At 58.4% G+C, this 13155-nt stretch carries 11 protein-coding genes; 4 read left to right on the top strand and 7 right to left on the bottom strand.

The window, feature by feature from the left end; translation table 11 throughout:
- Window positions 1–5: 5 nt before the first annotated feature.
- From ABF824_RS05995 to ABF824_RS05985, 3 genes are all read right to left on the bottom strand, one after another.
- Window positions 6–974 carry a mitochondrial fission ELM1 family protein gene (locus tag ABF824_RS05995; protein WP_415487041.1) on the bottom strand — a complete coding sequence of 323 codons (969 nt, stop codon included), beginning with the start codon at window positions 972–974 and terminating at the stop codon, window positions 6–8.
- A gap of 105 nt (window positions 975–1079) precedes the next feature.
- Window positions 1080–1982: a cytochrome-c peroxidase gene (locus ABF824_RS05990; RefSeq protein WP_415487039.1), complete on the bottom strand. Its 903-nt coding sequence runs from the start codon at window positions 1980–1982 to the stop codon at window positions 1080–1082.
- Window positions 1982–2440 carry a hypothetical protein gene (locus ABF824_RS05985; RefSeq protein ID WP_415487037.1) on the bottom strand — a complete coding sequence of 153 codons (459 nt, stop codon included), beginning with the start codon at window positions 2438–2440 and terminating at the stop codon, window positions 1982–1984. The genes ABF824_RS05990 and ABF824_RS05985 overlap by 1 nt, the downstream gene beginning before the upstream one ends.
- A gap of 167 nt (window positions 2441–2607) precedes the next feature.
- Between ABF824_RS05985 and ABF824_RS05980 the strand changes: the two genes are divergently transcribed.
- Window positions 2608–4836: a TonB-dependent receptor plug domain-containing protein gene (locus tag ABF824_RS05980; protein ID WP_415487035.1), complete on the top strand. Its 2229-nt coding sequence runs from the start codon at window positions 2608–2610 to the stop codon at window positions 4834–4836.
- 119 nt (window positions 4837–4955) lie between these two features.
- Here ABF824_RS05980 and ABF824_RS05975 read toward each other — a convergent pair whose 3' ends face one another.
- Window positions 4956–5960 carry an alpha/beta fold hydrolase gene (locus ABF824_RS05975; RefSeq protein WP_415487033.1) on the bottom strand — a complete coding sequence of 335 codons (1005 nt, stop codon included), beginning with the start codon at window positions 5958–5960 and terminating at the stop codon, window positions 4956–4958.
- Window positions 5961–5965: 5 nt separating this feature from the next.
- Window positions 5966–7111, bottom strand: a complete 1146-nt coding sequence (locus ABF824_RS05970; protein WP_415487031.1) for an SMP-30/gluconolactonase/LRE family protein — start codon at window positions 7109–7111, stop codon at window positions 5966–5968.
- 207 nt (window positions 7112–7318) lie between these two features.
- Between ABF824_RS05970 and eno the strand changes: the two genes are divergently transcribed.
- On the top strand, window positions 7319–8596 hold the full coding sequence (eno, locus tag ABF824_RS05965; RefSeq protein ID WP_415487029.1) for a phosphopyruvate hydratase: 1278 nt from the start codon (window positions 7319–7321) through the stop codon (window positions 8594–8596).
- Window positions 8597–8826: 230 nt separating this feature from the next.
- Complete coding sequence (locus ABF824_RS05960) at window positions 8827–9156, top strand: FtsB family cell division protein (RefSeq protein ID WP_415487027.1); 330 nt, start codon at window positions 8827–8829, stop codon at window positions 9154–9156.
- Between the two features lie 115 nt (window positions 9157–9271).
- Here ABF824_RS05960 and rpmG read toward each other — a convergent pair whose 3' ends face one another.
- Window positions 9272–9439, bottom strand: coding sequence for a 50S ribosomal protein L33 (gene rpmG / locus ABF824_RS05955; protein ID WP_415487069.1), 168 nt, complete (start codon window positions 9437–9439; stop codon window positions 9272–9274).
- Window positions 9440–9596: 157 nt separating this feature from the next.
- On the opposite strand from rpmG, the gene glp reads away from it, so the two are divergent.
- A complete protein-coding gene (gene glp / locus ABF824_RS05950; protein ID WP_415487025.1) occupies window positions 9597–10802 on the top strand; it encodes a gephyrin-like molybdotransferase Glp in 1206 nt (401 codons plus the stop codon).
- Window positions 10803–10831: 29 nt separating this feature from the next.
- Here glp and ABF824_RS05945 read toward each other — a convergent pair whose 3' ends face one another.
- Window positions 10832–13096 (bottom strand): TonB-dependent receptor, encoded by a 2265-nt coding sequence (locus ABF824_RS05945; protein WP_415487023.1) that lies wholly within the window; start codon window positions 13094–13096, stop codon window positions 10832–10834.
- Window positions 13097–13155: the final 59 nt, after the last annotated feature.

The following is a 13155-nucleotide window of genomic DNA, read 5'->3' as shown; positions in this document are numbered from 1 at the left end:
AGCGTTCAGGCGTCCGCGCGAAAAAGGTTCGTCAGTCCCAGTCTGTCGCACATTTCCCGCGCCACGACCGGCGTGTCATCAAGGGGGGTGACTGGCCAATGGGCCACTTCACTCTCGAACCGCCTGATCCGGCCTGCCTGTTCCAGCGTCTTCAGGAACAGGCCGATACGCCGTGATCGTCCGGGTAAAGGCTCGACATAGACTGGCGCTGCACTCGCCACAGCTTCGGACACCATCGACACACTATCGGCCGTCACGACCAGCCAGTCGGCGCAGGCAATCAGCCCGCGATAGGGATTGTCCGTCCCGCCACTCCAGAGCGTGCCTCCGACCTCTTCCACCATTGCACGCAGAATTGCCGTTGCTTCTTCACCCGTGCGTCGTGATGTGGTCACGAACAGCGCCGCACCTGTCTGGCGTGATGCCACCGCCAGACGACGGGCAAGCGACTCCGCTTCCTCCCGCCCAAAACGAAACCGCCCATTCGCGCCCCCGACAAGCGCGGCCAGCAATGGGCGCTCCGGGTGACACAACCTGTCCTGCCACTGCCCCCTCGCCTCAGAAAGTTTTGCAGCCGTCAGCCCATGCAACGCCGTCCGGCTGAGTAGCACATTCGGCCCCTCCATTTCGTCGTGATGGTTGGCAATCACCAGATCGAACCGATCCGCCCGGATACGCGGATTCTGGATCTGCACCACGGCCCGTCCCTGTTGCCGTAACGCCGCGCCAACCGCTCCGCCCTTCCCCGCCACACTCAGCACGAGAGAGTCCGCTGCTGGCACCGGCTTTTCTGTCAAGGCCGACAGAGGACGCGGCCAGAGGGCGGAGGGGAGCCTACGATGCAGAAAACCCGATGCGCGAACTGCACAGAAACGCGAGGGAAGTGCGAGATATTCAGCGAGGCCAAACGCCTGCGACCGCATCCCGGCCAGATCTTCGGCCACGACAGAAATGTCTGTTGGAGAATGCAGCATGAAAATGTGGGCCTCATCGAAGAAAGAGCATGAGGCGCGGCCTCGCATTCTTGTAAGGCGTTTTGTCCTGTTACGGAATCCGGCGCAACGGTCGGCGCGCCTGCCCTATAACGGGCAGGCTTCCGGCGGCAGAGCAAGCGCCTGATCATGGAGAAAGTGCTCATCCGTGAGGGTTTGCAGGAAAGCTTCCACGGATTTTTCGTCGGCCTCTGACAACGGCGGGAGTCCGCGATGGGCTTTTATGGCGGCTTCGAGTGTTTTGGCCGAGCCGTCGTGCCAGTAGGGGGCGGTGACGCCGACGTTCCGCAGGGAGGGGGTGCGAATGCGCTGGGAATGTGTTGGATCGAAGGTGTAAAATTTCTGATCGGTGAACAGGATGCCGGAATGGCAGGCTGAGCATCCGGCTTTTCCGGAGAACAGGGCGTCGCCGTGACGGGCTTCCGGGGTGAGTGTCGCTTTGCCTTGTTGGGCCTGATCCCACGGGCTGTTGCGCGAGGTGAGCGTGCGCTCGAAGGTGGCGACGGCGGCTGCGATGGTCTCTGCGTCGATGCGGCCGTTTTCCTGCGGGAAGCTTTTGGAAAACAGGCGGCGGTAACAGGCATCTCCGGCGATGCGGTCTGTCATGGTCTTTCGGTCGGGCATGCCCATCTCGACGGGGTCATGTCCCATGACGGGAACGAAGAACTGCTTTTCCAGACTGGAAATATGCTGATCTATCCATGTCAGTGTCACGAAATCACCGATATTGCCCAGTGAGGGCACGTTGCGCACGCCGGGTTCATCCGTGACGCCGGGATGGGTGCGGTTACCGTCTGCGAAAGCGTGGCGCTGTTCGTGGCAGGTGGCGCAGGACATGCTGCCGTCCGCCGAGAGGTCCGCATCGTAAAACAGACGACGGCCGAGTTGTATGCGGGCGTCCTGATCGGAAAGAGCGCCTGCTCCACAGATGAAAACGATGCTGAGCAGGCAAAGAACGGACGCGAAGAGGCATCTTGGGCGCAGGGACATTACTGAACGGGCACCACCATGATTTCGGCAACGGGTTTACCGCTTCCGCTCAACTGGATCACGGACCGGCCTGCAGGCAGGGGAAAGTCCACCATCTTGCCGATGCCGCTGCATGCCGGGCCGTGCTGGTGATGGACGGAGTCCACTGCTTTTCCGTCGTGCACGACATCCAGCCATGCCCGCACGTTCATCATCACGCGATAGGTTCCGGCAGCGGGTGCGTCGAAAGCGACCATGCCGCCGGAGCTGACCTTGCCACCTGGTTCGGTGGGGCGGAGGGCGTATTGCATCTCACCGGTGTGCTGCAAGGTGAGTTGAGCGGCCTGGCCGGGTTTGAGGACTGTGTTTTCCAGCGTGGTGGTATTGGCGGCCGCTGTCATGGTCACGGGGGAGGCCCAGCCTTTCAGCGCGTCTGGAAGAACGACCTGTCCCGAGGGGCATTTTTCGTGATCAGGCATGGTTTGTGCTTGGGCGGAGAAACAAAGAGCAAGAGGGGCAATACCCACACTCAGCGTCAATATTGCCATCCTTGCAGACCATTTCTTGCTTGCAATCATATGACCTCACTCCTTATACCGCAGCCGTAACTATATTTCTGTATATATAAATCACGGATCGTCACTGAGTGAAACATTGCCTCTCCCTCACGGCTCTTTCCACGCTGCTCTGCACGACTGTTGCTCATGCGCAGACGCCTGTCGTCACAGATGACAGGAAACCCGGTGCGTCCAAGGTCAGTTCAACCACACCGACGACCGCTCCGGCAACGACACATGTGTCGGTTCCGCGTGCTACGCTGACGACTGCGACGGGGAATAACGCCGAGAGTGTGCGCGAGGACAGCGCTTATGACGCTCTTACGCCGGGGAAATCACGATACAGCAGCACGCAAGCCGATCCGGCCAGTCCGGATATTTATGGGCCGGGTGAGATTACCGTTTATGGGACGCGGCGTCAGCGTGGGATGGTCGGAAGTAATTCGCTCTCGGCTGAATCCATCTATGTTTTTAACAAGACCACGCTCGATCAGGCGGCGAACCTCATTCCGGGTGTGAACGCGGCAAGCACGGGTGGGCCGCGCAATGAATCCACCATCATGGTGCGCGGATTTAACCGGTTTCAGGTGCCGCTGCTTGTCGATGGTATCCGCATCTATCTTCCCGCTGACAATCGGCTCGATTACGGGCGGTTTCTGACGCCGGATATTGCGGAACTTCAGGTGGCGAAAGGCTATGCTTCCGTTCTGGACGGACCGGATGCGATGGGCGGCATGGTCAATCTCGTCACCCGCAAGCCGCACAAGGCCATTGAAGGTGAACTGCGTGGTGGTTCCATGCTGGGGCATGACGGTGGTTATGGCGGCTACAATGTTTTCGGACGCGTCGGCACGAAGCAGGACAAGTGGTATGCACAAGTGAGTTTCGCCGTGAACAACGTCGATCACACCGATCTTTCTTCCAATTACACGCCGACGGCGACTCAGGGAAAAGGCAAGCGGCTTCTTTCGGATTCGGAAGACTGGCGGGTCAACGTCAAGGCCGGTTACACGCCTAATGCCACCGACGAATACACCGTCAACTATACGCGACAGGAAGGGCAGAAACGCGCGCCGTTCGATGTGCATGATCCGGTCAGCACGCAGAAGGACTGGACGTGGCCGGCGTGGAATCTGGACAGTCTGTCGCTGACGAGCCGCACGCGTCTTGCCGATCGGCTGACGCTGCGTTCGCGGCTTTATCGGAATACGTTCTATAATCTGCTGAGCAGTTACGATAACGCCAGCTTGAATACTCAGACAAAGCCCAAGGCGTTCAACAGCTTTTACAATGACTCGGCATGGGGCGGGAACATTCGTCTCGATGCGGAAATTTCCAGTAAGGATACACTGGGAATTGCTTTCTATGGGCGGCGTGACGAGCATCAGGAACAGGAGCAGGTTTATCCCGGTGGGGGATGGCAGCCTCAGGTGTCGTCCGTTGAGGAAAGCTACAGCATTGCTGGTGAAAATGTCTTTCGTATTCTGCCCAATCTCGATCTGACTACGGGTGTCAGCTATGAGTGGCGGGTGCTTGACCGGGCGCAGGGTTATTCTTCCGGTGTCATCAACTATGCCACGAGGAACCGGGGTGCGCCCAACGGGCAGGCGCGTCTGAGCTGGCGGCCGGATACCGCTTCCGAGCTGCATATCAGCGTATCTGACCGTGTGCGTTTTCCGACATTGTTCGAGCGGTTCAGCACCCGTTTCGGCGGGGCGACGTCCAATCCCGGTCTTCGGCCCGAGCGTGCGCAGAACTATGAACTTGGCGGATCGCACACGTTTGGAAACATCGATGTTGCGGGTGCGCTGTTCTATTCGCACCTGACCGATCTCATCGCGGATTTTCCGACCATTTATAATGGCGTGGCGGTCAGCCAGAGCCGTAACATCAGCAGCGGGAACTATGCCGGGGCGGAGATCTCGATCTCCATTCCGATCCGGAAAGATCTTCTTGTTGGCGGAAACTATACCTACATTCATCAGAGTGTGAATGATCCCGTCACGCGCATTTACAAGGCGACGGATGTTCCCAACCACAAGGCGTTTGTCTATGTGCAGTGGGAGCCGATCAAGGGGCTGCGGTTTGTGCCGAGCGTTTCGATCAATTCCAACCGCTGGACAACGAACACGGCGGGGACGGCCTATTTCCGCACCGGGCGGAATGTCGATGTTGCTGCGCGTGTCGATTATCAGATCACGCCCAATGTGCAGGTGGGTGTGAACGCGTCCAATCTTCTCGATCAGAACTATCAACTTGTAGACGGGTTTCCGTCTCAGGGACGGAATTTCTTCGTTAATCTGCGGATTTCGGGATAAAAACAAAAAAAGTTTTTGGTAAAGCTTTTTTCAAAAAGCTTTGAGAACATCGCCTTTTTGAAAAAAGGCGACACCCAAAAACGTTTTCATGTTTTGCAGGCGTTTTCATGAGCAGTTTCTTACCTGAGTGCTCGAAGGAGTTTCTCGTGAAAGGCCGTCGGGTCCTGCAATTGCGGGGTGTGGCCGAGGGTTGGAAATTCGATCAGGGTGGCGTGGGGGATGGCTGACGCAGCGGCTCGTCCCATTTCCGGATAATGGCCTAGTGTGGCGCGGATTTTGGGTGGGGCACCATCTCCACCGATGGCCGTGATGTCCTTATCGCCGATCATCAGCACGGTTGGCATGGTCAGTTTCGGAAATTCATGCACGACCGGCTGCGTGAAGATCATGTCGTAAAGGCGCGCGGAGTTCCATGCGACGGCATCGCGGCCCGGTCCACGATACATTCCGGCCAGCATCTGCACCCACGGTTCGAAAGAGGGCTGCCACTGGTCGCCGTAATAGATTTTCTTCTCATAGGCGCGGATCTGGTCCGCGGTTTTTCCCTGCTCACTGGCATACCATTGATCGACGCTGCGATAGGGGACGCCTTTTTCCTGCCAGTCTTCGAGGCCGACAGGGTCAACGAGGACGAGCTGATGCAGGTCGGCGGGGAACATCAGCGCGTAGCGTGCGGCCAGCATGCCGCCGGTTGAATGACCGATGAGTGTGATGCTGTGGATATCGAGTGATTCCAGCAGGGCGTGTGTATTCAGGGCCAGTTGACCGAACGAGAACTGGTAATTGTCGGGCTTGTCGGATTTGCAGAAACCGATCTGGTCGGGGGCGATGACGCGCCAGCCTGCGTCGCTCAGAACATGGATCGTGTGTTCCCACGTTGCAGCGCAGAAGTTCTTGCCGTGCAGGAGCACCGCGACTTTTCCGTTCGGGTGCGCGGGCTGCACGTCCATATAGGCCATGTGCAGGGTCTGGCGCTGCGAGGGAAAGGCGAAGGTTTTTACGGGCCAAGGATAGTTGAATCCTTCGAGATTTGGTCCGTAGACGGGACCGTCCGCGGCATAAGCGCTGGCTGATACGGCCAGACCCAGTGCGAGGCTGGCTGCGATCGTCATGCGTCGGAACATTGTCATCATCCTTCCACCGCGTCGCCCAGAGGGATCGCACCGATCCTTTTTGGTAGAGGCATTTTCAGAACCAGGAAGGGTGCGCGGGTCGTGTCATGGCCCCCATTGAACATCGCCAGATTCTGGAGTTGCGGGCAGGGGATATAGAGCGTCCGATTCCGATCGATGAACAGGGCATCGGGGGAGAGGAGGCGCGGGTCGGAGACCAGAGCTGCGCGTCTGCCGTTGGGCGCGAGCACGGTGATGCGGGCGTTTTCGGCGTCCGAGAGATAGATGTTGCCGAGCGTGTCGATGCAGGTGCCGCCAATGCTGGGGATCTCGGCCACGACCTGCACTTCCTGCGCCAGTTCTTCATCGTTCTTTTGTAGATCGAGCAGGGAAGCGACCGGGATGCGTTTCAGCGGACCTGCGGGGACCGAGAACCAGAACCACTGGCCGGTGGCGTCGACTTCCAGCATGTCGCTCTGGACCTGCGGGCGCTTGCCGCTGCCGTCCTGAAGCACGCGACCGTGTCGGCCGCGATGGATGTGTGTTGAGTCGTTACACATCACCGGCTGGCCGGACAGGCGGCGCAGGGTCTGGCCTGTCGCAAGGTTGTGGATGATGACGCCGCCTAGTCCGCTGTCGGTCACGAAGAGCAGGTCGCCATGGATGCGCAGATCGTTGAACTGCGCGCCGGGCGGCATGATGGTGTCGGGGAAGCGGAGCAGTTGCAGGACTTTGCCGCCCGCTGGGTCGAACTGCACGAGTTTCTGCGCATTGGGCTGCGGTGTCTGCCCGGGGAGCGCGCCCTGATCGACGACCCAGAGGGTGCCGTCACGGAAGATGTGGATGGCGTTCACCATCACCAGCGCGGAAGAGCCATCCTGTCCGGGTGTCCATGTGTTCCATGCGCCGCCGGGGAATGGGGTCAGTGTACCGTTGTTTTCCACGCGGACCAGCGAGGGGGATTTTTCCATACCCGGAAAATGGGGCAGACCGAGAAACATGGCGCCAGTCGGGGTGAGGGCGACGCTGCTGCACAGGAACGGTGAGCGGGCGGCGATGGCGAGGGGATGGGGGTGCGGTGGAATGGCGTGCGCCTGACGGCCCAGTCCTGCCAATATGGCCGTACCCGCGATCAGGCTGCGTCGTGAGAGAGCGTCTTTCATGCCACTTCACCTTTGTCTGCCCTGAAGGGAGGATTTTGTGAGCGCAACAAGGCTCTTCGTTACAACCATCGTCATGGGATAAAAGTTCACATTACAGAGACGGCTTTGGTGGTTGACAACTCTGTCTGAAGCGGTCCTCTAACAGTCCGGCGCCTGCCCGGCAGCGGCAAGCGCCCGCAATAAGAACACAAGAAGCAGAGGCATCCCATGAGCGCCATCGTCGACATTATCGCCCGAGAGATTCTCGATAGCCGCGGCAACCCTACGGTCGAAGTCGAGGTCGAACTGGCCACCGGCGTCGTCGGACGCGCCGCCGTTCCCTCCGGCGCTTCCACCGGTGCGCACGAAGCGGTCGAACTGCGTGATGGCGACAAGTCACGCTATGGCGGCAAGGGCGTTCTGAAAGCCTGCGAAAACGTCGAAAGCGAGATCTTCCCGACGCTGCAGGGCGCGGAATCCCAGGACCAGATCGACATCGACAATGCGATGATCGAGCTGGACGGCACGCCGAACAAGAGCCGCATGGGTGCGAACGCCATCCTCGGCGTTTCCCTCGCCGTGGCGAAGGCGTCAGCCGACGAACTGGAAATCCCGCTTTACCGTTATATCGGCGGCCCGTTCGCGCATGTCCTGCCGGTCCCGATGATGAACATCATCAATGGCGGCGAGCACGCGGATAACCCGATCGACATTCAGGAATTCATGATCCAGCCGGTCGGCGCACCGACGGTAGCGGACGCCATCCGCTGGGGTTCGGAAATCTTCCACCAGCTGAAGAAATCTCTGGCCGCGGCCGGCCTCGCCACCAATGTCGGTGACGAAGGCGGTTTCGCACCCAACCTGAAATCCGCTGACGAGGCGCTCACCTACATCACACGCGCCGTGGAAGCCGCAGGCTATCGGCCGGGCGAGGATGTGACGTTCGCACTCGATTGCGCCGCGACCGAATATTATAAGGACGGCAAGTATGTCCTCGCGGGCGAAGGCAAGACGCTGGATGCGGGCGGCATCGTCGCCTACCTCGAAGACCTCACGAAGCGTTACCCCATCGTCTCCATCGAAGACGGTGTGGCTGAGGATGACTGGGAAGGCTGGACTGTGCTGACACAGACGCTCGGCAAGAAAATCCAGCTCGTTGGTGATGATCTGTTCGTGACCAACCCGGATCGTCTGGCCCGTGGCATCAAGGATGGTGTCGCCAACTCCCTGCTCGTGAAGGTGAACCAGATCGGCACGCTGACCGAAACGCTGGCCGCCATGCAGATGGCGCATCGCGCAGGCTATACCTGCGTCATGAGCCATCGTTCGGGTGAGACCGAGGACACGACCATCGCCGATCTGGCTGTCGCCACGAACTGCGGTCAGATCAAGACCGGCTCGCTCTGCCGCTCGGATCGCACGGCGAAATACAACCAGCTCATGCGTATCGAGCAGGAACTGGCGACGGCTGCGGTCTATGCGGGTCGCACGATCCTGAAAAAATAAGCACTTCTTTTTCGGAAGAAGCACTTTATGCGAGAGGCCTTCGGGCCTCTCGTTGCGTATCGGCTCAGCAAAAAGGCTTACATGGCGGCGCATGCTGTGTTGCAGAAACGCATCATATTCCAGAAATTTAATTATTCAGCCATTTCGCCTTTTTTAAGCCACATCTTGCGATACCTTGAGAGACAGAGTTCAACACCCACACTCTCACAGCCGACAGGGGTCCGATTCGTATGCAGCTTGGCCGGATGATCCGACGTGCCACCAACGCGGTCCTTCCCCCCTCCGTCTTTCTCGCTCTCACAGGATATTTCTGCTGGCAGGCCACCCAGGGTGCGCATGGCCTGCATTCCTATCACGAGCAGCTCCAGCTTCTGGATCAGGCCCGGGAGTCTCAGGGCAACGCCGTCGCCGAACAGGCGGCATGGCGGCGACGGGTATCCGGCCTGAGCGAAGGTGCGCTCAACGCCGATATTCTGGATGAACGCGCCCGCGCGATGCTGAACCTTGCGAATCCGAACGACATTGTCGTGCCCTACGACAAGCACAGCCAGCTTTACTAAGCCCTACAGGCTGTAAAAAGGCTCCTTCCTGAGGAAGGAGCCTTTACCTCAAAGAAAAAGCGCCGTTCCCAAGGGACGGCGCTTTTCTTGTATTCCGTAACGTGGAAGCCCGATCTTATTTGATCTTGGCTTCGCGGAAGACGACGTGCTTGCGCGCAACTGGGTCGTACTTCTTCAGTTCAAGCTTGCCGGTCTGCGAACGGGCATTCTTCTTGGTGACATAGAAATAACCGGTGTCTGCGGAGGAGACGAGCCGGATCTGGACGACGTTGGTCTTTGCCATAAGATCCTCGGAATCGGGCCTGACCGCAGCCCCGGATTTGCACTCCGGATCGCAGTCGTGTTTCAAGTTCGGCGCAAATTGCGCATCCAAGGCCGTTCGGTCAAGCTTTCATGCGCTTTGGAGGGGCTTTCTGGCCCAAAAAATTTGGAATCAGCCCATGATCGAGGTTTCAGAAGCCCTTCAACGAATCGTCGAGAGCCTGTCGCTCATCGGCACGGAGACCGTCTCCCTCACCGAAGCGTGCGGTCGTGTGTCCGCCGCACCCGTTACGGCAAGGCTCTCCAATCCCCCTGCTGACGTGTCTTCCATGGACGGTTACGCCGTGCGGGCTGCAGACACGCACGCAGGCGCCACACTACGCGTGCGGGGCGATATTCCAGCCGGGCACCCGACGGACAGGACTGTCGAGCCGGGAACGTGCCTGCGCATCTTTACGGGCAGTTTTGTGCCGCAGGGGGCCGACGCCATTCTCATTCAGGAAAACACGACACGGGACGGTGATCTGGTGACTGTGACGGAGCCGGTAGCAGCCGGTCGCTTCATCCGTCGCAAAGGACTCGATTTCTCCGAGGGGCAGATTGTTGTCCCGGCAGGCAAGCGGCTCTCTGCACGCGATATCGGCGTTGCGGCCGCCGCCAACTGTCCGTGGCTTACTGTGCGGCGGCGTCCGCGTGTGGCGATCCTCAGCACAGGCGACGAGATTGTCATGCCGGGCGATACTGTGCCGCCGGGCGCAATCATCGGATCGGCCGCCTTCATGCTAGCGGCGCTGCTTCGCAAAGCCGGAGCCGAGCCTGTCATCCTTCCCGTGGCGAAAGACACTGTGGCGTCGTTGACCGAGAGCGCCGGAAAAATCGACACCGTTGACCTGCTGCTGACCATTGGGGGAGCCAGTGTCGGCGACTACGATCTGGTGAAGACAGCTCTTGGAGAAACCGGGCTGGTCACCGATTTCTGGAAAATCGCCATGCGTCCGGGCAAGCCTCTGATGTTCGGAAAGATGGGAAAGACGCCGGTGATTGGCCTGCCGGGCAACCCGGTGGCTGTCTTTGTCTGTTCCACCGTCTTCGTGCTGCCCGCCCTGCGGGCCATGTGTGGCGAGGTCACGCAAGGAGATGGCACGGAGCCGGCGCGTCTTGCCACCGATCTGGCCGCCAATGACCAGAGATTTGATTATCTGCGGGCCACGCTGGAGCGCGACGCGGATGGCACGCTCTGGGCGACGCCTTTCTCCCGTCAGGATTCGTCAATGATGGCCCCGCTATCCGGATGCGATGCGCTCCTCCTTCGGGAACGTTTCGCTCCCGAGGCCAAACGCGGGGATGTCTGCCGCATCCTGCGTTTTGGCGGCGGAGTGGACTGAAGGAGAGGTGAGCCTCCCCTTCATATTCCTTAAAAGCGCTGGGAAATACCGGTAAGAATCGTTCTGCGCAGACCATATTGCGGCGCGCCTACACCAATGCCGCTGCCGTCACGCAACTGATAGGTCCGGTCGAACAGATTGATCACGTCCAGCCGCAATTCCGTTCCCTTCAGATACTGTGTCGGGAAAAGATGCTGGAATGTCTGCACGATTCCCAGATTGAAGGTCACATACTGCGGTATTGACGCACCATTCGGGATTTCGGAGTCCTTACGGAGACCACTGCCATAGACCATTGTCGCGGATAATCGCAGCGGATGGTCACTTCTGCGAAACGCCGTGTAGCTGCCACCAACGGAAGCGGTCCAGCGCTGGTCATGATCGAGATGGACCCAGTGGTGCCGGATATAGTTGAGATCATCCGGATCGAGATTCCACTGCGCGGAAACAATGTCCTTGCCGATGGCGCGTGACCACGCGAAATTTCCATAAACCGTGAACGGTCCATAGGCGTAATCGGTGGCGAACTCATAGCCGTTCACCTGACCGCGGCGGTAATTGAATGCCGACAGAATGATGGGCGACCCGAACTGACCTTCATCGATCATGTTCTTAGCAATTTTGACGTAAGCATCAAATGATGCGTGCCAGTGCGGTAGGATTTCCTGTGAGAACCCGGCATCGAAATAATGATCGCGCTCGGCCTTCACCATGCTGTTGTCAAAATTGGCTGGAGACCCCGAGGTATTTGCGAATTTGTTCAACTCGGTCCCGCCAACCAGTTCGAATGGTGGCGGTGTGAAATAACGCGAATATCCGATATGGAACGTTCCGTTTTTCCACGGATTCCAGACGATATTGATGCGGGGGCTCACCTGCTTGGAATGGGTGTATTCATCCACTCCATCAAAACGCAGACCATAATTGATGGTCAGGTTTTTCAGGGGACGCCACTCATCCTGCGCATACAGGCCATAGACCCAGCCAGTGCGACCCGTACCGACATGAACATTCTGGGACAGACCGCTATAGACCGGATTGCCATCGGCATCGGTGTCCGTCTGGCTGTAAACAGTCGAATCCGATTTCGCGACCGTTCTTTCGACATACGCCTGATATCCGAAACGCAGCGTATGACGGGGTGCTATACGCCATGTCAGATCCGACTGTGAACCGGACGAAAAAACGGAGCGTTGGGCACGCTGGGAGATACCATTATAGACGAGATCACCCAACGGATCGGGCGAATAACCCAATGAACTGTAACGTACGATAGCCGATGACTGCAGGCTGATATTCCCGATTTCCTTCTGCAACGACAGCATGCCGAAATCGGTGATTTCCTTCTGCCGCTCATCAAGAGCCGAACTGTCCACACTGCCATAGAGCTGTTTTGACAGATCGCTGTTCAGGAAGAACGGATTAGCAAACTGTCTTTGTTGGCCAGGATTGTTGGGCAGCTGGTACTCTGCATTGGAAACACCAGCAATGAAACTGATACGGGTATTCTCATCCGCCGTGTAACGGAGGTGGCCGAGGAAATGATACTGATTGCTCAGATCATGCAGCGCATTGAAGCTGGAAGTTGGATTTTCGATGCCGACCCGGTTATGCACGAAATCGGCAGTGGCAAAATAATCCCATTTGCCGGTGTGGCCGCCATATTGCAGCGACGGCAGGAAGTAATCACGCGCACCGCCATAAACAGACGCGTTGCCGCCTGCGTCTGACGTGCCGTTCTTGGTCGTAATGTCGATAACGGCTGCCTGTAACAGACCATATTCACTCGGCAGTGCACCCGTCGTCATCGACATCGAATGGGCGAAACGGGTCATCAGGGCCTGTCCGAACACGCTGAGACCTTCCGGCAGCATGATGCCATCCAGACGGAACTGGACCTCATTATGATCGCCGCGCACATGAATCTGACCGTAACTGTCCTGCGCCACACCCGGAGCCTGCAACAGTACGGTGTTCAACGGTGCGTTGTCTGCTCCGGGAATTCTTTCGATATCTTCACGGGAGAAACGATAAACGGTCGCGCCTGTGGATGGCTGCAGGCTGGCGCGCTGGCGGTCAAGATGGGCCGTGACGATGATGTGTTCATCCGTCTGCGAAAGAACGGTCTTCTTTGTCTCAGTCGTTGATGTCGTGACTTTCTCCGACGCCTGTTTCTTTGTCGAAACTGGGGCTGTCTTTTCGGTATCGGAAGAAGACGCTGCGTAAGCCGGCGTGATGATCTGCCGGCTCAGGATCAACGGACTGACAAGCAGAAAAAGGGCTATGCGGTTCATGAGGCTTCCGAAATGGCGTGTTCAGCAGCCTCTTACAGCGCAATGTTATAACATAACAA

This window comes from Acetobacter sp. (assembly GCF_047721705.1).
In the GTDB taxonomy this organism is placed as follows: domain Bacteria; phylum Pseudomonadota; class Alphaproteobacteria; order Acetobacterales; family Acetobacteraceae; genus Acetobacter.
The sequence above is the reverse complement of the archived record's forward strand: the minus strand, read 5'-3'. Positions and strand labels throughout refer to the sequence as shown.

Bases quoted from the DNA above. Each gene is read 5' to 3' on its own strand.
- ABF824_RS05995 (WP_415487041.1), bottom strand. From the start codon at position 974: ATGCTGCATTCTCCAACAGACATTTCTGTCGTGGCCGAAGATCTGGCC.
- ABF824_RS05990 (WP_415487039.1), bottom strand. From the start codon at position 1,982: ATGTCCCTGCGCCCAAGATGCCTCTTCGCGTCCGTTCTTTGCCTGCTC.
- ABF824_RS05985 (WP_415487037.1), bottom strand. From the start codon at position 2,440: ATGCCTGATCACGAAAAATGCCCCTCGGGACAGGTCGTTCTTCCAGAC.
- ABF824_RS05975 (WP_415487033.1), bottom strand. From the start codon at position 5,960: ATGTTCCGACGCATGACGATCGCAGCCAGCCTCGCACTGGGTCTGGCC.
- ABF824_RS05970 (WP_415487031.1), bottom strand. From the start codon at position 7,111: ATGAAAGACGCTCTCTCACGACGCAGCCTGATCGCGGGTACGGCCATA.
- eno (WP_415487029.1), top strand. From the start codon at position 7,319: ATGAGCGCCATCGTCGACATTATCGCCCGAGAGATTCTCGATAGCCGC.
- ABF824_RS05960 (WP_415487027.1), top strand. From the start codon at position 8,827: ATGCAGCTTGGCCGGATGATCCGACGTGCCACCAACGCGGTCCTTCCC.
- rpmG (WP_415487069.1), bottom strand. From the start codon at position 9,439: ATGGCAAAGACCAACGTCGTCCAGATCCGGCTCGTCTCCTCCGCAGAC.
- glp (WP_415487025.1), top strand. From the start codon at position 9,597: ATGATCGAGGTTTCAGAAGCCCTTCAACGAATCGTCGAGAGCCTGTCG.
- ABF824_RS05945 (WP_415487023.1), bottom strand. From the start codon at position 13,096: ATGAACCGCATAGCCCTTTTTCTGCTTGTCAGTCCGTTGATCCTGAGC.